This window comes from Rhodoferax sp. GT1R46, assembly GCF_056521285.1.
Window position 1 is genome coordinate 53,446 of the sequence record NZ_JBWMBC010000008.1, and the last position, 17,167, is coordinate 70,612.

At 56.7% G+C, this 17,167-nt stretch carries 20 protein-coding genes; 13 read left to right on the forward strand and 7 right to left on the reverse strand.

The window, feature by feature from the left end:
• The first annotated feature begins 25 nt into the window (after positions 1–25).
• Together AC097W_RS16460 and AC097W_RS16465 are read left to right on the forward strand one after the other, a co-directional pair.
• On the forward strand, positions 26–469 hold the full coding sequence (locus AC097W_RS16460; protein WP_479603709.1) for a type II toxin-antitoxin system RatA family toxin: 444 nt from the start codon (positions 26–28) through the stop codon (positions 467–469).
• 1 nt (position 470) lies between these two features.
• Positions 471–809: an RnfH family protein gene (locus tag AC097W_RS16465; RefSeq protein WP_479603710.1), complete on the forward strand. Its 339-nt coding sequence runs from the start codon at positions 471–473 to the stop codon at positions 807–809.
• Positions 810–830: 21 nt separating this feature from the next.
• Here the strand turns inward: AC097W_RS16465 and AC097W_RS16470 are convergent, their stop codons facing one another.
• The gene (locus AC097W_RS16470; protein WP_479603711.1) at positions 831–1,340 is read right to left on the reverse strand and encodes a DUF4124 domain-containing protein; all 510 of its coding nucleotides are present in this window, start codon (positions 1,338–1,340) and stop codon (positions 831–833) included.
• 137 nt (positions 1,341–1,477) lie between these two features.
• Between AC097W_RS16470 and guaB the strand changes: the two genes are divergently transcribed.
• From guaB to AC097W_RS16510, 8 genes are all read left to right on the forward strand, one after another.
• On the forward strand, positions 1,478–2,947 hold the full coding sequence (gene guaB / locus AC097W_RS16475) for an IMP dehydrogenase (protein WP_479603712.1): 1,470 nt from the start codon (positions 1,478–1,480) through the stop codon (positions 2,945–2,947).
• An 84-nt stretch (positions 2,948–3,031) separates the two neighbouring features.
• Positions 3,032–3,529, forward strand: coding sequence for a peptidoglycan-binding protein LysM (lysM, locus tag AC097W_RS16480; protein WP_479603864.1), 498 nt, complete (start codon positions 3,032–3,034; stop codon positions 3,527–3,529).
• A 60-nt stretch (positions 3,530–3,589) separates the two neighbouring features.
• A complete protein-coding gene (gene guaA, locus AC097W_RS16485) occupies positions 3,590–5,206 on the forward strand; it encodes a glutamine-hydrolyzing GMP synthase (RefSeq protein ID WP_479603713.1) in 1,617 nt (538 codons plus the stop codon).
• A gap of 26 nt (positions 5,207–5,232) precedes the next feature.
• A complete protein-coding gene (locus AC097W_RS16490; protein ID WP_479603714.1) occupies positions 5,233–5,862 on the forward strand; it encodes an FMN-binding negative transcriptional regulator in 630 nt (209 codons plus the stop codon).
• Positions 5,862–6,110, forward strand: a complete 249-nt coding sequence (locus AC097W_RS16495; protein WP_479603715.1) for a hypothetical protein — start codon at positions 5,862–5,864, stop codon at positions 6,108–6,110. Before AC097W_RS16490 ends, AC097W_RS16495 begins: the two co-directional genes overlap by 1 nt.
• Before the next feature lie 65 nt (positions 6,111–6,175).
• On the forward strand, positions 6,176–7,558 hold the full coding sequence (gene tadA, locus AC097W_RS16500) for a tRNA adenosine(34) deaminase TadA (protein WP_479603716.1): 1,383 nt from the start codon (positions 6,176–6,178) through the stop codon (positions 7,556–7,558).
• 135 nt (positions 7,559–7,693) lie between these two features.
• Positions 7,694–9,451 carry a putative bifunctional diguanylate cyclase/phosphodiesterase gene (locus tag AC097W_RS16505; protein WP_479603717.1) on the forward strand — a complete coding sequence of 586 codons (1,758 nt, stop codon included), beginning with the start codon at positions 7,694–7,696 and terminating at the stop codon, positions 9,449–9,451.
• Positions 9,452–9,516: 65 nt separating this feature from the next.
• Positions 9,517–10,491 carry an LD-carboxypeptidase gene (locus tag AC097W_RS16510; protein ID WP_479603718.1) on the forward strand — a complete coding sequence of 325 codons (975 nt, stop codon included), beginning with the start codon at positions 9,517–9,519 and terminating at the stop codon, positions 10,489–10,491.
• 20 nt (positions 10,492–10,511) lie between these two features.
• On the opposite strand, the gene AC097W_RS16515 is transcribed toward AC097W_RS16510, so the two are convergent.
• Positions 10,512–10,856, reverse strand: a complete 345-nt coding sequence (locus AC097W_RS16515; protein ID WP_479603719.1) for a hypothetical protein — start codon at positions 10,854–10,856, stop codon at positions 10,512–10,514.
• A 367-nt stretch (positions 10,857–11,223) separates the two neighbouring features.
• On the opposite strand from AC097W_RS16515, the gene AC097W_RS16520 reads away from it, so the two are divergent.
• The 3 genes from AC097W_RS16520 to AC097W_RS16530 all read left to right on the forward strand — a co-directional run bounded on the left by AC097W_RS16520 (position 11,224) and on the right by AC097W_RS16530 (position 13,321).
• Positions 11,224–12,141, forward strand: coding sequence for an adenylate/guanylate cyclase domain-containing protein (locus tag AC097W_RS16520; protein WP_479603720.1), 918 nt, complete (start codon positions 11,224–11,226; stop codon positions 12,139–12,141).
• A gap of 107 nt (positions 12,142–12,248) precedes the next feature.
• Positions 12,249–13,115 (forward strand): VC1465 family Xer recombination activation factor, encoded by an 867-nt coding sequence (locus tag AC097W_RS16525; RefSeq protein ID WP_479603721.1) that lies wholly within the window; start codon positions 12,249–12,251, stop codon positions 13,113–13,115.
• Positions 13,112–13,321 (forward strand): hypothetical protein, encoded by a 210-nt coding sequence (locus AC097W_RS16530; RefSeq protein WP_479603722.1) that lies wholly within the window; start codon positions 13,112–13,114, stop codon positions 13,319–13,321. Before AC097W_RS16525 ends, AC097W_RS16530 begins: the two co-directional genes overlap by 4 nt.
• A gap of 280 nt (positions 13,322–13,601) precedes the next feature.
• Here the strand turns inward: AC097W_RS16530 and AC097W_RS16535 are convergent, their stop codons facing one another.
• The 5 genes from AC097W_RS16535 to tmk are packed head-to-tail and all read right to left on the reverse strand — an operon-like array spanning position 13,602 to position 17,163.
• Positions 13,602–14,261: an ankyrin repeat domain-containing protein gene (locus AC097W_RS16535; RefSeq protein WP_479603723.1), complete on the reverse strand. Its 660-nt coding sequence runs from the start codon at positions 14,259–14,261 to the stop codon at positions 13,602–13,604.
• Positions 14,258–15,052: a TatD family hydrolase gene (locus AC097W_RS16540; protein ID WP_479603865.1), complete on the reverse strand. Its 795-nt coding sequence runs from the start codon at positions 15,050–15,052 to the stop codon at positions 14,258–14,260. Before AC097W_RS16540 ends, AC097W_RS16535 begins: the two co-directional genes overlap by 4 nt.
• Before the next feature lie 51 nt (positions 15,053–15,103).
• Positions 15,104–15,466 carry a PilZ domain-containing protein gene (locus tag AC097W_RS16545; protein WP_479603724.1) on the reverse strand — a complete coding sequence of 121 codons (363 nt, stop codon included), beginning with the start codon at positions 15,464–15,466 and terminating at the stop codon, positions 15,104–15,106.
• A gap of 9 nt (positions 15,467–15,475) precedes the next feature.
• Entirely contained in the window at positions 15,476–16,486 is a 1,011-nt protein-coding gene (locus AC097W_RS16550) for a DNA polymerase III subunit delta' (protein ID WP_479603725.1), read from the reverse strand.
• The gene (tmk, locus tag AC097W_RS16555) at positions 16,480–17,163 is read right to left on the reverse strand and encodes a dTMP kinase (protein WP_479603726.1); all 684 of its coding nucleotides are present in this window, start codon (positions 17,161–17,163) and stop codon (positions 16,480–16,482) included. Before tmk ends, AC097W_RS16550 begins: the two co-directional genes overlap by 7 nt.
• Positions 17,164–17,167: the final 4 nt, after the last annotated feature.

Genomic DNA, 17,167 nt, shown 5'->3' on the forward strand with positions numbered 1-17,167 from the left:
ACAATCCCGCGCAGACCCCCATTCTATGAAAACTGTTCACAAGTCCGTTCTTATTTGGTACAGCCCGCAGGAAATGTATGTCCTGGTGACCCGTGTCAGCCAATACCCTGAGTTCCTGCCATGGTGTGACCATGCCAATGTGGTGGATCAGGATGCAAGCGGAATGACCGCGGAGGTCGGTCTGTCCTTTGGAGGCGTACGCCAGAGTTTTACTACCCGCAACACCCACACGGAGGCCAGTCGTGTTGACATGGTTTTGGTTAACGGTCCGTTTTCGCATCTGGATGGGCAATGGAATTTCTACCCGATTGGGGACGGCTCGCAGCGCGCCTGCAAGGTTGAGCTGACGCTGAACTACGGTTTCGACAACGCCACCCTGGGTAAATTGGTGGGGCCGGTTTTTGACCGGATCGCCGCCAGTCTGGTCGATGCGTTCGTGAAGCGCGCCCAGCAGGTGTACGGAGACTGAGATGCCATTCCCGGTTGTGGTTGTCTACTCCCCAAAGCCCCGCGAGGTGCGCGAAGTGAACTTGCTGATGGAGCAGGGTGCCACTGTGGGAGATGCTATTCGGTCCAGCGCATTGATTGAGGGGCTGACGCCAGCAGAAGTGCATGCGCTGGAGTGTGGCGTGTGGGGCCGCAAAGTGCCTGTTGATCATTTGTTGCGGGTTGATGACCGCGTGGAACTTTACCGTCCACTCACCGTAGACCCCAAGGTGGCTCGTCGGGAACGTTTTGTGCGTCAGGGCGCAAAAAAAGCGGCAGGCCTGTTCGCCAAGCGCCGTGCTGGCGCAAAAGCAGGCTACTAGCCGCAACCCACTGGCCCGTGCCTATTTGCAGTCGGTGTTGATAATGCCCTGAATGCGTTTGGCCTCGGCGGCACGCGCGGCGTCATCCATGATCTCGCGCTCACCCGCAGCGTTGGTGCGTGCGATCCGTACGCCTGAGTCAAAACTGGTCTTGGCCTGTTTGGCGCGGGCACAGTTTTCGATTTTGGCCTTGGTCACACGCTCTTCGTCCGCTTTGCGCTTGGCAACCTCGGCATCGGCAGCCTGCTTCTTCTTGGCTTCCAGCTCCTTGTCAATGGTGGCAACTTTGCTGCCGCTGGCAGGCAATGCTGGCGCTGCAGCCTCGGCCGATCCGGCGTTCTCTTCGGCGGGTGCTGCGCTTGGTGCCCGGCCCGCTGGGCGTTTGAGAATATTCTTGTCCAAAATATCAGCGGGAGGCGCGCGATCGCTGAATACTTTGCGGCCGTCCTTGTCGATCCACTGCCATTGGGCGAAAGCGGCACCGCAGGCCCCGGTCAGGGCTGCAATCAAGAGTAGTTGAAGCATTTTCATGGATGAAGTGTATCGTTCAAGGCCTTCATTGGCCTGGGAATTCAGTCGAAGTGTCGGGTTTCACCACCACTTTATCGGCACCTCATCCAATTTACGAAGGGCGCGACGGGTACAATTTCGACATTTGGAGCTTTGACATGCGCCTCCTCGGCAAAGCGCTCACCTTCGACGATGTGTTGTTGGTGCCAGCGTACTCCCAGGTCCTCCCAAAGGACACCTCCCTCGCCACCCGATTTTCACGCAACATTGCCTTGAACCTGCCCCTGGTTTCAGCGGCGATGGATACGGTTACCGAGGCACGTTTGGCCATTGCCATTGCACAGGAAGGCGGCATCGGCATCGTTCATAAAAACCTGACGGCAGCAGAGCAGGCTGCGCAGGTCTCCAAGGTCAAGCGCTATGAGTCCGGCGTACTGCGAGACCCCGTCGTGATTACTCCGAACCATACGGTTCGCCAGGTGATGGATTTGTCCGCACAACTCGGCGTCTCCGGTTTCCCCGTCTGCGAAGGTGGCAAAGTGGTCGGCATTGTGACCGGCCGGGATTTGCGCTTTGAGACGCGCTACGACCTGCCTGTGAGCAAGATCATGACCCCCAGGGAGAAGTTGATTACCGTGCCGGACGGCACGACGATCAGCCAAGCCAAAGTGTTGCTCAATCAATACAAAATTGAGCGCCTGCTGGTGGTTAACGACGCGTTTGAGCTGAAGGGCCTGATTACGGTCAAGGACATCACCAAGCAAACCAGTTTCCCTAACGCAGCGCGGGACGCTCTGGGCAAACTGCGCGTCGGCGCCGCAGTCGGAGTGGGCGAGGGCACAGAAGAGCGCGTGGAAGCGTTGGTGCGTGCCGGTGTGGACGCCATCGTGGTGGACACGGCACACGGCCACAGCCATGGCGTGATCGAGCGCGTGCGCTGGGTCAAGAAAAACTACCCTCAGGTGGATGTGATTGGAGGCAACATTGCTACCGGTGCGGCGGCTCTGGCGCTGGTGGAGGCCGGTGCGGATGCGGTCAAAGTGGGTATTGGCCCCGGCTCCATCTGCACGACACGGATTGTGGCGGGCGTAGGCGTGCCACAAATCATGGCCATTGACAGTGTGGCAACCGCTCTGCGGGGCACGGGCGTGCCGCTGATCGCTGATGGCGGCATTCGCTATAGCGGAGACATCGCCAAAGCACTTGCAGCCGGTGCCGGCACTGTGATGATGGGTGGCATGTTTGCGGGTACGGAAGAAGCACCGGGTGAAGTGATTTTGTTTCAGGGCCGCAGCTACAAGAGCTACCGTGGGATGGGCTCCATCGGAGCCATGCAGCAGGGCAGTGCAGACCGGTATTTTCAGGAGTCCAGTACCGGAAACCCCAATGCGGACAAGCTGGTGCCTGAAGGCATTGAGGGTCGTGTGCCTTACAAAGGCTCGATGGTCTCCATCGTGTTTCAGATGTCGGGCGGCATCCGCGCCAGCATGGGCTACTGCGGTTGCGCCACGATTGAAGACATGCAGAACAAGGCAGAGTTTGTGGAAATCACCACTGCCGGTATCCGCGAGAGCCACGTGCATGATGTGCAGATCACCAAAGAAGCGCCAAATTATCGGGCCGATTGAGCATTTATGCACACAGGGCTGGGACCGACATTACGGGCATCGAAGTCTTCTGTTTATATTGTGAGTCTTTACCAGGAGGATTTCATGAGCATCATCTCGTTCATCAAGGGCGCGGGAGAAAAACTGTTTGGTCACTCGCCAGAAGTGGCGGAGGCAGTCGCTGAACCTACCAACGAAGCAAAGGCCGCGGCGGCCAATGTGTCGGCTTCAGAGGCGATAAAAAACTACATCCGATCACAGGACTTGCCAGCAGATGATCTGGTCATCACATTCAGTGGAGCCGATCAGGTTGTCACGGTGACCGGTCTGGTTGCGAGCCAGGAAGTTCGGGAAAAAATCGTTCTGTGCTACGGCAATGTTCACGGTGTTGCCGCCGTCAATGACGAAATGCAAACAGCCGAACCGGCTGATGAGGCCACCTATCACACTGTGGTAAGTGGCGACAATCTGTCCAAGATTGCCAAGGCGGTCTACGGCGATGCCAATAAGTACCCCGTGATCTTTGCAGCCAATCAGCCAATGCTCAGTTCACCGGACAAAATTTACCCAGGTCAAGTTTTACGTTGTCCGCCCTTGGCCTAAGGCCTCAATCCCTCTCTTCAAAAAATAGGGTCCAGCTTTCGGGCTGGCTTTTTCATTTCTATGCACCAGAAGATTCTCATTCTTGATTTCGGCTCCCAAGTGACGCAGCTGATTGCCCGTCGTGTGCGTGAAGCCCATGTGTTTTGTGAAGTGCATCCCTGTGATGTGAGCGACGCCTGGATTCGCGATTACGCCAAGGACGGCAACCTGAAAGGTGTGATCCTGTCTGGCAGTCATGCCAGCATTTACGAAGAGACGACGGACAAGGCACCGCAATCGGTGTTTGAGCTGGGAATTCCGGTTCTGGGCATTTGCTACGGTATGCAGGCGATGGCGCAGCAGCTGGGCGGCAAAGTCGAGGCCGGACACACACGGGAGTTTGGTGCTGCCAAAATCCGGGCCCGCGGTCACACCCGGTTGTTTGATGGTATTCAGGACAGCACCACGCCAGAGGGTCACGGAATGCTGGATGTCTGGATGAGTCATGGCGACAAGGTGACCGAATTGCCCCAGGGATTCAGCGTGATGGCATCCAACGACGCTTGCCCGATCGCTGGTATGGCCGATGAGGCCCGCCGCTTCTACGCCGTGCAGTTTCACCCCGAGGTGACCCACACCATTCAGGGGCAGGCCATTCTGAATCGTTTCGTGCTGGATATCTGCGGCACGCGCACCGACTGGATCATGGGCGACTACATTGCCGAGGCGGTTGAAAAAATTCGCGCCCAGGTCGGCTCCGAAGAAGTGATTCTGGGTTTGTCGGGTGGCGTGGATTCATCGGTCGCCGCCGCATTGATTCACCGTGCCATTGGTGATCAACTCACCTGTGTGTTTGTGGACCATGGCCTGTTGCGCTTGAATGAAGGCGACATGGTGATGGACATGTTCGTAGGCAAACTGCACGCCAAAGTGATGCGGGTGGATGCCGCCGACCAGTTCCTCGGCCATCTCAAGGGCGTGAGTGATCCCGAAGCCAAGCGCAAGATCATTGGTCGCGAGTTTGTAGAGGTATTCAAGGCGGCAGCCCTCACCCTGACTGCGGGAGATGCTAGCAAAAAAGGAGCAACATTTCTGGCTCAGGGGACCATTTATCCCGACGTGATCGAATCGGGTGGTGCCGGCAACAAAAAGGCCGTGACCATCAAGAGCCACCACAATGTGGGTGGTTTGCCTGAACAGCTCGGCCTCAAACTGCTGGAGCCCTTGCGCGAGTTGTTCAAGGACGAAGTACGCGAACTGGGTGTTGCACTGGGCCTGCCCCACGACATGGTCTACCGTCATCCCTTCCCAGGACCCGGCTTGGGCGTGCGCATTCTGGGTGAAGTCAAAAAGGAATACGCCGACTTGCTGCGCCGTGCCGACGCCATCTTTATCGAAGAACTCCATAACTTCAAGGATGCGGCCTCAGGCAAGACCTGGTACCAGCTCACCAGCCAGGCGTTCACCGTGTTTTTGCCGGTGAAGAGCGTGGGCGTCATGGGTGACGGTCGAACCTACGACTACGTGGTGGCCTTGCGCGCCGTGCAAACCAGCGATTTCATGACGGCAGATTGGGCCGAACTGCCCTATGCGCTGCTCAAGAAAGTGTCGGGTCGCATCATCAATGAAGTCCGGGGTATCAACCGCGTGACCTATGATGTCTCCAGCAAACCGCCCGCGACGATCGAGTGGGAATGATCCACACCTGACCTGAAAGAACGCCTATGTACCTGCCTCCCCAGTTCAATGCGAAGGATCGGGTCCACGCGGCGCACGTGGTGCGTGAGCATCCGTTTGCCAGTCTGATCAGTGTGGACGAGGAGGGCGTGCCCTTTGTTACGCACCTTCCCCTGTACCTGGAGGAACGCGGTGACCAGTGGGTTCTGCTGGGCCACGTGGCCAAGCCCAACCCGCATTGGCGCTATCTGCAAAGTCGGCCGACCGCGGTGGTTACCTTTCTGGGACCGCATGCCTATATGTCGCCCCAGGTCTATCCCGATCTGGCCCGTGTTCCCACCTGGAGCTATGTGGCTGTGCATTGCACGGTGCAGGCAACACTGGTGGAGGAGCCGGAGGCGAAAGACCGTTTGCTGAAGAAACTGATTGGCGACCACGAGCCAACCTATGCCGCGCAATGGCGTGGCTTGGGCGAAGAGTTCGCCCAGAAAATGCTGGGCGGAATAGTCGGATTTGAGCTTCTGGTAACCCGTCTGGAGTGCAAGTTGAAGCTCAACCAGCATCGGCCGGAAGCCCATGCCGCCATGCGTGCCGTGTACGCCGCTGGCAATCCGAACGAAATAGCCCTTGGGCAGTGGATGGACCGTCTGGGCATGGCTGTACCAGAGGCAAAGTAATGCGAATGATTTTTGGCGTTTTGGGCTTGCTGTTGGTCGTTGCGATCATCGGAATGCTGGCGAAGAAACAACTAGGCTCTGTCAACGAAATCAGACTGCCTGCCGCTCCTGAACGCGCCCAGGAAACAACCACTTCAATCAAAACGGACGGCACAGTGCAGCAACAATCCCAGCAAATACAGCAGCAGTTCAAAGCGGCAGCCGAGGCGGCAGTCCAGCAGGCCCGGTCTATGCCCGATGATAAATAATCAAACCCAACGGGGCTCTAGCCCCCGTTAAATATGCTTAAGCAGCTATAAAAAATATAGCAGTCATGCGTGATTCCGCTTTTATGCATCTGGCGCTTGTACAGGCCCGCGACGCTGCCGCCGCTGGCGAAGTGCCGGTGGGAGCCGTGGTAGTCAAGGACGGACTGGTGATTGCCACGGGCCGCAATGGGCCCGTTAATGCGCATGACCCGACTGCGCATGCTGAAATGGTGGCCCTTCGTGCAGCAGCGCAGGTGCTGGGCAACTACCGGCTCGATGGTTGTGAGCTGTTTGTCACACTGGAGCCCTGCGCTATGTGCAGTGGCGCCATGTTGCATGCTCGGCTAGCGCGCGTGGTGTTCGGAGCCACCGATCCCAAAACTGGCGCGGCCGGGTCGGTCATTGATCTGTTTGGACAGAAACAACTCAACCACCAGACTCAAGTGCAAGGGGGCGTGCTGGCGGACGCTTGCTCCACCGAACTTCAGAGTTTTTTTCAACTCAGGCGCGAGGAAAGAAAAATGATTCAGCACCCCTTGCGTGACGATGCGCTTCGTACCCCTGAGCCGCGGTTCAATAACCTGCCAGGCTATCCGTGGGAGCCCCACTACCTGAGTGATCTGCCTTCGCTTGCGGGCTTACGGATGCACTATTTGGACGAGGGCCCGCAAGACGCGCAGTTGACCTACCTGTGTCTGCATGGGAACCCCGCGTGGAGTTATCTGTACCGTAAGATGATTCCCGTGTTTTTGGATGCCGGGCATCGCGTGGTGGCGCCCGACCTTATCGGCTTTGGCAAAAGCGACAAGCCGAAGAGAGAATCTGCGCACAGCTTCACCATCCATCGTCAGATTCTGCTGGAATTGGTCGAAAGGCTGGACCTGCGCAACGTGGTGCTGGTCGTGCAGGATTGGGGCGGCATTCTTGGCTTGACACTGCCTATGGCTGCACTTGGGCGTTTCGCCGGCCTGCTGGTCATGAATACGACACTGGCTACGGGGGATATGGCGCTGTCTCCAGGCTTTTTGGGGTGGCGAGAGATGTGTGCCCGCAATCCAGAGTTTGATATCGCCCGTCTGTTCGCCCGGGGTAACCCCCAGATGACGGTTGAAGAGTGCGCCGCCTACATGGCGCCCTTTCCCGACAAGGGCCACCGCGCTGCAACCCGCGCGTTTCCACCCATGGTTCCCGAGCAGCCTGAGTCCGAGGGCGCGCAAGTCTCATGCGAGGCACGGGAGTTCTGGCAAAAACGCTGGACGGGCAAGACAATGATGGCCGTCGGCCTCCAGGACCCGGTCCTTGGATTGCCGGTTATGACGGAATTGCAGACCACGATACGGGGTTGTCCTGAGCCCATGTTGATCACCCAGGCAGGGCATTTCGTGCAAGAGCATGGAGGTGTGATTGCCGAAGCGGCCGTCCGTTATTTCGACACGTCGAGCAGTTAATTGGGGTTATCCCGAATAGCTCGCGCCTATTCGAGACAAAGTACCCAGAAGTTTATTCAAACCGGTATTTCTACCGGTACTTTCCCCAAGGTGTTGGTGCACAATGGCTCAACAAATGACAAGACTGTAGTCGGCATGCAAACTCAATCAGATACGCTGCAATTCCTGGATGACGATAGCGTGGATGGTGTCGCCGATGAGCCGGTTTGGCGTATCTTGGTGATTGACGACGAACCAGACGTGCATCGTGCAACCACTTTCGCTTTGGCTGGGGTGAAGATTCTGGGGCGATCACTCCAGTTCTTGCACGCCTATTCAGCCGCCGAGGCTACCCAGCTGTTGCGCGTGGAATCCGAAATTGCGGTGGTGTTGCTCGACGTGGTCATGGAGCGTGAGGACGCCGGTTTGGCCCTGATAAAGACCATTCGGCAAGGACTCAAGTTGTCTGAGTTGCGCATTATTCTGAGGACCGGGCAACCCGGATACGCCCCTGAAATCGAAACCATCCACGACTTCGATATCAACGACTATAAAACCAAGTCCGAACTCACGCGCACCAAACTATATGCAACGATAACCGCCGCTCTGCGTGCGTATGAGCAAATTCGCAAGCTCGACGAGCTCGCCTTTTACGACCATCTGTGCAGTCTGCCCAATCGCAATAAGTTCATTGATCTGAGCGACGAACGCATTTTGTCCGGAGCGTTTGACGACGATGTCATCGCCATCCTGGATGTGGATGACTTCTCTGAAATAAACGATGCGCTGGGTCATCAGCAAGGCGACCGGCTGCTGCAGGCCGTGGCCGAGCGGCTAAAACTGGAGCTGGGTACCCAAGTGGTATTGGCACGCATCGGGAGCGACACATTCGGGTTGATGGGCTCCAGCAAGGTGGTAGACCCTGTGTCCATATTGGCCATGTTCCGCACGCCCTTTGTTGTGCAGGATGACTCCATGGTTGTGACTGCGACCATGGGTCTAACCCGGCTGCTATGCGATGGCATTGTCGGGCGAGATGCCCTTAAAGATGCCAACATTGCCCTCAAGTTGGCAAAGAGGAATCGCCGAGGCAGCTTTGTAACGTTTTCCGCCGAGATGGGATTCGATATTCGTGAGCGCGTTCGGCTTTTGCAAGCGCTGCGCCATGCAGTTGAAAGCGAGCGGCTTTTCGTGGTCTACCAGCCTCAAGTCAATCTGATTAACGGCAATGTGGTGGGTGTTGAGGCACTCCTCCGGTGGCGCAACGAAGATGGTACGTTTGTGCCTCCTGACCGCTTTATTCCTTTAGCCGAAGCGTCGGGCATGATCGTTGCCATTGGTGACTGGGTGCTCCGCGTGTCCTGTCACGAACTCTTGGGTCTTCAGGCCATGGGGCTGCCTGATTTGCGGATGTCGGTCAATGTCTCCCAGATTCAGTTCCGTCATCCCGAGTTTCTGGTGAAGCTCAAGGCGGCGTTGGTGGATACCGGCATCAGACCCGAATGCCTTGAGTTGGAGATTACCGAGTCGGTGGCTATGGAGGACCCGGATTTCATGCTGGAGATACTGCTTGCGGTGCGCGAACTCGGAATATCGATCGCCATCGATGATTTTGGCACGGGGTACTCCTCGCTGAGTCACTTGCGCCAGTTGCCGATCGACCGGCTCAAGATTGATCGGGCGTTCGTCTCGGAACTCAGCCAGGAGGTGTCAAGCGGACATATCGCCTCCATGGTCATTGAACTGGGACGTAACCTCAATCTGACGGTGATAGCCGAAGGCATCGAGGAAGCGGTGCAGGCCGAGGCTTTACTGCGGTTGGGCTGCCATGAAGGTCAGGGTTATCTGTATGCAAAACCCCTGACCTCCCTGCAGTTGCAGGACTGGTTGCGCGAACGCGCAGTGACGAGCTGAGCCTTTGTCAGAATGCCCCCGGGATCAGGGCAAAGTCGTAGCGACCGCTGCCCGATAATGGTGCAGTGAAAAAACATATCTACATCTATTCGCCGTCGGGCGCCGTACGTGACAAAGCCGCGTTCAAGCGCGGCATATCACGCCTTAAAACCCTGGGTCATGAGGTGGAGGTCGACCCCGACGCGTTGACCAGTTACCAGCGTTTTGCCGGCGACGATGCCACACGCTTGGCGGCCATTCACCGTGCAGCAGCCAGTGGTGCGGATGTTGCACTGATTTCGCGTGGCGGCTACGGCTTGACGCGTATTTTGGGCAGCATTCGCTACAAGGTGCTAGCCAAGGCCATTGAGCGTGGGACGCAGTTTGTTGGTATCAGTGATTTCACGTCGCTTCAACTGGCGCTCCTGGCGAAAACCGGTAGCGTTACCTGGGCCGGGCCAGCGTTGTGCGAGGGGTTCGGCGTGGGCGGCAAGCCGGAGCTTCTCGACGGCCATGGGCACGGCGAAGAGGCTGTTCCAGACGACATCATGGAAGACTGCTTCAATGACCTTTTGATGGGGCAGGGCGAAGGCTCCGGCTGGCGTCAGCACCGGGAACCAGCTCGTGATGAGGGACCCGGTGCACTAGCCTTTCGTGCGAAAAATGTCGTTCTTTGGGGCGGTAACCTGACCTTGCTGACGTCCTTGCTGGGTACGCCTTATTTTCCTGAAATCAAGGGTGGCATTCTGTTTCTGGAGGATGTGGCGGAACATCCCTACCGTATTGAGCGCATGCTGACCCAGTTACTCCATGCAGGTGTTCTGTCTCGTCAAAAGGCAATTTTGATGGGGCAATTTACCGAGTTCAAGCTGACCGCACACGACAAGGGATTCAAACTGCAGGCGGTGATCGACTGGCTGCGAAGCCAGACCAAGACGCCAATATTGACTAATTTACCTTACGGGCATGTAGCTACCAAAGTGCTGTTGCCGGTAGGTGCCAAGGTTGACCTCGCGGTAGACGGGCGAGACGCGCTGATTTACTGGGGTCATCGCGCCTGAAACGGGTCTCACCGCCCCAATCAATGGCTCAATGGGCTAGGGCGTGAGGTTAATCCCTTGGGCAGAAACCCCTTGAACATTTCACTGATTTGAATCAGTTTTCGTCGTGCCACGGCTTCTCCATCGACAGCCGCCATCGCAGCCATCAGATCCCCACGCAGGTACCAAAGCTCCTGTAAGTCATTGGCGTGGACCACTTTGAGTTCCACCGAGTGGTCCGCAACAGAGCCCGGCTGCGACAAGCTATCCAACATTGCTTCGCGAATGTGCTGCATTGCAGCTTTGCATTGCGCTTTGTCGTTTGAGGCATTCCCATTGAACAGTGTTTGCACGCTGAACATGAAGTTGGAGGTGGTCCATCGCATTGTTTTATGTCTTTAGCTGAGTGGTTAGCGCTACCTTAAGCAGTATCTTCAAGATCAGCAATAGAATTTTTCAATAAATACAAATAAACAACATTGTTTTCAATGACTTACAGCAGTAACTATATCTAAGACGTGAGTTTTTGCTCCTAAGTTAAGGTACTTTATTGCTTCGATTGCTCGGTCAAATTGATGACTTTCCTTGGTTTCCCTACCGACGTGCCTGGCCACGAATACACCTTTGCAAACCAAAAAGAATGTCGAGTTTTCTCGCAACATCTAGCGTCAAATTCAATGTCTTGGTCAATGCGCCCGATGTCGTCGCAATGATCTAAACTCTGTCCATACACAAAAAGCGGATATATCTGGAATGGGTGTTCAAACGACCGTTGTCTTTACTGATTTACATGGCAGCACGGCGGTGTTTGAGGCCTTGGGCAACGCCCGCGCGACCGAGATAGTTACTGAAATTACGTCGTGGATCGCAACGCAGTGTGAGCGACATGGGGGGCGAGTCGTCAAGACATTAGGCGATGGGGTGTTAGCCATGTTTCCAGAAGGTCATCGTGCGGTGAACGCCGTAGTGGACCTGCAACGACTTCATACCAAGCGTCTAATGCGTGGCCAGCCAGAATTGCGAATGGCGATGCGAATTGGGGTCGCAAGTGGAGAGGTTGAAATAGTCGCCGGTGATTGCTATGGCGACGCGGTGAATGTCGCGGCAAGGCTTTGTGATCTTTGCGGACCTCATCAGATTTGGGCCAGTGCTGCTTCATTGAATGAAGTTGACGAAATGCCCGGAATAGCATTTCGCGTGTTAGGTCCAATCAATATCCGTGGACGTGCGGAGCCGTGCAACGTTTATCAGATTGAATGGCGCGAAGAGGTCGCCACCGATTTTCTGACAATGCAAGGCGAACTCGACCCGTTGTATGCCAGTGGTGATGTCGATGCACTGGGGCGTGAAATTGAACTAACTTGGATGGGGTCAACCAAGCGGTTTAAGTCTTTTGAGCTACCGATTCAGATTGGTCGCATCCGGGACGTGGAGTTCGTGGTCAACGACCCACGAGTTTCCAGAACCCATGCACGACTGGAGTGGCGCAACGGTAGCGTGGTCTTTGTCGATGCCAGCAGCTACGGAAGCTGGATCCGATTCTCAGGCGCTACGGGTTCGGACGTGCTGCTGCGCCGTGATGAGTGCGTTCTACATGGCCGGGGAGAGCTGGCTCTTGGTGCGTCGTTTGCGGACGCAAGCGTGCCAACCGTAGGATTTTCAATTTTGTAGGTAGCGTTGGATTGCGACGGCCTGCGCCAGTACTTAACTTAACATAATATACATCGTATAAAGTACACAAGCGGTCGCGCAAGGTGCCTCAGTGCCCGGCGGACCGCATGGAATATGCCCGGCGCTTCCGTGCGCTGCTGGCAGACCTGGGCCTGACGTACCCCCAGGCCGCGCAGTTGCTGCACGTCTCGCTGCGCACTTTGCATAACTGGGCCGCTGGCACCCACGCGGTGCCGTATGCGGTCACCAAGCTGCTACGGATGCTGCGGTTTCTGGAACTGCCGGGCAAGGCTTGGGCGGGCTGGCACTTCACGCGGGGCTGTCTGGTGACGCCAGAAGGCCGCACCATTGCTGCGCATGAATCGTCCTGGTGGTCGTTGATGGTCTTACGTGCCAAGTCCTTTGGCACGCTCTACGAGCGCCAAAAAGGGCTTGCAGAGCCCTTGCAGGCCGTTTACAGTGAAGCATGCACTTCGCAGCCAATCGCTCTAAATCCCGGCAGTCTGGTACCATCATGGGGCCAATCTGGTACCAAACTCGATGTTACCCCCATAGGTAACACGGGGGGAACAGATTTAGCCGGAGCGAACAACCTTGTATGGCCGTTAATATCAGACTCACTCCCCAGGTCGATTTACTCGCCCGGGCCTACTGCGAACGGGTCGGAATCTCCCTCAATGCCCTTGTCGGCGTCGCCCTTGACGCCTATTTACAACGGCCCAGAACGGACCCCAATCCGGGACCCTCTGTCCCCGTTGCCAGCCCTCCAAGCGCCCCAACGCCTGCCGTTGAGCGCCCTGTCAGCCCTGCCCCAGCACCCCGGGAAAAGCCGATCCTCACGGCCCCAAGGCTTGCCCCGACCGACCCCAAACCGGTCCTCAAAGCGAACCCCAGCAAAGCCGAACGCAGCCGCTTGGCCGACTGGCATCGCAGGAACCCAGCCAGCTAACCAGCCGATAGGGGGTGCGTTATGAGCCTCTTTGAGCAGTGGGAACAGGTCCGCGCAGCCTGTGAGCTGCTGCATGAATTGGCCAGCGTCCAGGCTGAAAACGGCAATCACCCGGATGCGGAGACTGCGGCCATCTGGCTCGATCATGTGGGGATGGTTGCGGCGCGTGAGGGGGGCCCCGCCTCGCGGGGGGTGGTTCATGCGCTGCCACCATCGGGGGTCCTTCAATGAAAACCACTACGCCATGCATTGGCTGTATGGGGTATGGGGCGTCGCCCCATGGGGACCGGTTGGAGGGGTACCCGACAAGCCAAACCACGCCCTCGGGGACTGCCTCAGACACCCCTAGCAGGGGGTCTATCCCAGTCGAATCAAGCCCTTCGCGGGACGGGTCGCCGTGTGCCAAGGATGCCGCTTCGCGCCCTGAAAACCTGACCCCTTTTTACCCTCTTATGCAGATTCTGCACTTTAATGGAGCTTCTATATGACCTATACATCGTATAAAGTACGATTACCAGCTGCCTTTGGGCCTCTGTGCACGAATGAATGACGCAATGATCTCCACGGAGTCGGTTCTCTGTGCCGTCCGTGCAAAGTCGATTGCTGACAGTCCAATGCCATTCTTTAACGAGGGATCTGCTCCAGCCTCCAGCAGTAATTGAACGGCAGGTGCAGAGCCATACTTGGCCGCCATCATCAACGGCGTGCTGCCATTGGGGGACGCTGCATCGATATAGGCGTGGTTCTCCAGAAGCAGGCGCATGACAGGAATATGTCCGCCGGTTGCGGCGTAATGCAAAGGCGTCCAGCCGGGTTTGTTGACATCGGCGTCGCGAGCAATCAGCTTCTGGCAAATCGCCATGTGCCCCTTCAAGGCCGCCAACATCAAAGGGCTCTCATCCAGGGCTGTACGGACTTCAACCTTGGTGGCAGGTTGATCCAGAAGCACATCAACCACTTTGAGTGACCCGTCCCGCAGGGCCAGTATCAAAGCATATTCTCCTTTTGTACTCAAGGTGTTCGGGTCAAAGCGGCGATTCAATAGTGACTGCACTGCTTCAGAGTTGTTGCGGGCCATGGCGACAAAAAAATCGTCATACGATCCCGCAACGGAATGTGAAAATCCAACAAAAACAATTAGATATGCAACTAACTTAAAGTAGTACTTCATGATGAAACACCACGAAAAAGCGCAGTAAAGTTATGGCTGGTGGCCTCGGCAATGGTCTCTACACTGCAGTTTCTGAGCAACGCCAGTTGCTTGGCCACATACGGAACATAGGACGGATTATTGGTTTTCCCGCGGAAAGGAACAGGTGCCAGATAGGGGCTGTCCGTCTCGATCAACAAGCGATCCAAAGGTACCCAAGCCGCGACATCACGTATATCCTGGGCCGTTTTAAAGGTCAGGATTCCAGAAAAGGAGATGTAGAAACCCAGATCGAGCGCTTGCCTGGCTACCGCTTGGCTTTCCGTAAAACAATGAAAAACGCCACCGGCGGCCCCAACCGAGCCGTCTTCCCCCTGTTCCCTCAAAATGGAAAGTGTGTCTTCAGAAGCGCTGCGCGTGTGGATTACCAGCGGCTTTTGCAGTTGCCGCGCTGCACGAATATGCACCCGAAAGCGCTCGCGCTGCCACTCCATGTCGGCAACCGTACGATCACCCAGACGGTAATAATCCAGCCCGGTTTCACCAATGGCGACCACCCGAGGCAGTGCCCCTCGCGCCAACAGGTCGTTCAAACTGGGTTCCGTTACATCCTCATTGTCAGGATGCACTCCCACACTTGCCCAAAAATTATCAAATCGGGTAGCCAGTTGGTGCACTTGTGGAAACTCTTCCAAGGTGGTGCAGATGCACAGAGCGCGGTCGACCTGGGCGTCAGCCATGGACTGACGAATTTCAGCCAGTGACGCAGTCAGCTCGGGAAAGGTCAAATGACAATGGGAGTCTGTAAACATGAATAGATGGATGTCGCACCCAATCAGCCCCACAGGCAGATTGGCAGGCAATCAAATGGTTTGCGTGGGCCGCTCGGAGGCCAATTGGGCACCCAGTATTTCTTCAATTTTCAGCTTGAGCGTACGGGACTTCTCATCCTTGGGGAACATGATTCCCACACCCTGCGTGCGCCCGCCTGCTGCCTTGGCGGGTGTGACCCACGCAACCTTCCCGGCCACGGGATAGCGCTGCATGTCTTCAGGTAGTGAAAGCAGAACATACACATCATCGCCCAGTGAGTACTCACGGGAAGTCGGAATGAACACGCCGCCCTCCGTGAACATCGGGATATAGGCAGCATAGAGAGCAGCCTTTTCCTTGATGGACAACTGGATGACGCTGGGTCTGGGTGTAGAAGCAGGGGGTGTAGGCATGTCTGGTACTCAATAAACGAAGTTTAGGGCCGTTTTGGCTTGTGCGACAAGTGCCTCCTGCATCAACCCGGTGTTGAAGGGGTGCTCCATCGTTCTTCTTGCCCGTGCAAGCGCCTTACTCCAGTTGCTCAGTGCGTCAAGAGACGCCGGGCCGCCCAGATCGGCCGCTTCAAAAAATCGGGGTGTTGCGCCCGTTTGGCGAGCCATCAAGTCATGGCAAAGCTTTTGCAGGGCATCCATTGTCTGCGCCACCGTCCAGTCCCTTATAAAACCCGTATCACCGCGCGCCATGGCACCTGGGAGGGCAGCCCAGGCGTTCGGGTCCCGGCCGGAACTCGCAAAGGCCAGTGCATCATCGGGGCGCCCTCCTGTGGCTTTGAGCAACAGATGCGATTGAGTAGCCGGTATGCCTTGGGACACCATCCAGTCCTGGCTTGTTTGCGCATCGGGCCACCGCATGGTGTGGCCAAGACAGCGGCTGCGAATGGTGGGTAATAGCTGGTGCGCCGATTCACTGGCCAGTACAAACTTCACATCCCCAGGTGGCTCTTCCAAAGTCTTGAGCAGCGCATTGGCCGTAATGTTGTTCATTTGCTCAGCGGGAAACACCAAAACAACCTTGCCGCGCCCGCGTGCACTGGTACGCTGGGAGAACTCGACCGCGTCGCGCATGGCGTCCACACGAATCTCCTTGCTGGGTTTGCGTTTTTTGTCGTCCACTTCCGCTTGTGCCTTTTCCCCTAATGGCCAGCCCCGTTCCAGCATGGTGACTTCAGGCATCAGTACACACAGGTCGGCATGCGTGCGCACATCAATGGCATGGCAACTTCCGCAGGAGCCGCACGCACCCTGCTCGCTGGGCTGTTCGCACAGCCACGCGCGTGCCAATTCCATGGCGAGACTGTATTGACCCAAGCCCGAAGGGCCATGCAGCAACCAGGCGTGCCCCCGTTGCGCCAACAACTGCCGGGTTTGATCTGCAATCCAGGGTTGTAGTGCCGGCCGTGTGGTGTTCAGCATGATGGCAACCAGCCCTTGGCGCGCACCGCGCGATGCACCTGCAGCCAAACCGCATCGGGTGCCTGGTCGGCGTTGATTCTGGCGAAACGCGCGGGATCCTGAGCAAGCCTTTGCCCGTAACCATGGGCTACTTTTTCAAAGAACTCCAACGGTTGCGACTCGAATTTGTCCGGGATGCGGGCGGTCGTCAGCCGTTTGGCCGCGACGGCGGCGGGCAAGTCGAACCACACGGTCATGTGCGGTTGCACTAACTGAAAACTACCCAATGAGTCACCTTGCGCAGGCAACCCTTGAACCCATTCTTCCAGAATCGACAGGACCTGCCAGTCAAAACCACGCCCACCTCCCTGATAGGCAAATGTGGCATCGGTAAAACGATCGCACAAGACCACATTACCCCGTTCCAAAGCGGGTTCGATGACGCGCTTCAAGTGGTCGCGCCGCGCTGCAAAGACCAGCAGCGCTTCCGTCATGGCATCCATGGAATCGTTCAGAATAAGGGCGCGAAGTTTCTCGGCCAATGGCGTCCCACCCGGCTCGCGGGTCAGGGTGACCACCCTGCCCTGTTCCTTGAAGGCTTGGGCAAGGCGTTCCACATGGGTGGATTTGCCGGCGCCATCAATGCCCTCAAAACTGATAAAAAGCCCGCTCGTTACCTGATTCACTGTCTTGTTCACGGCC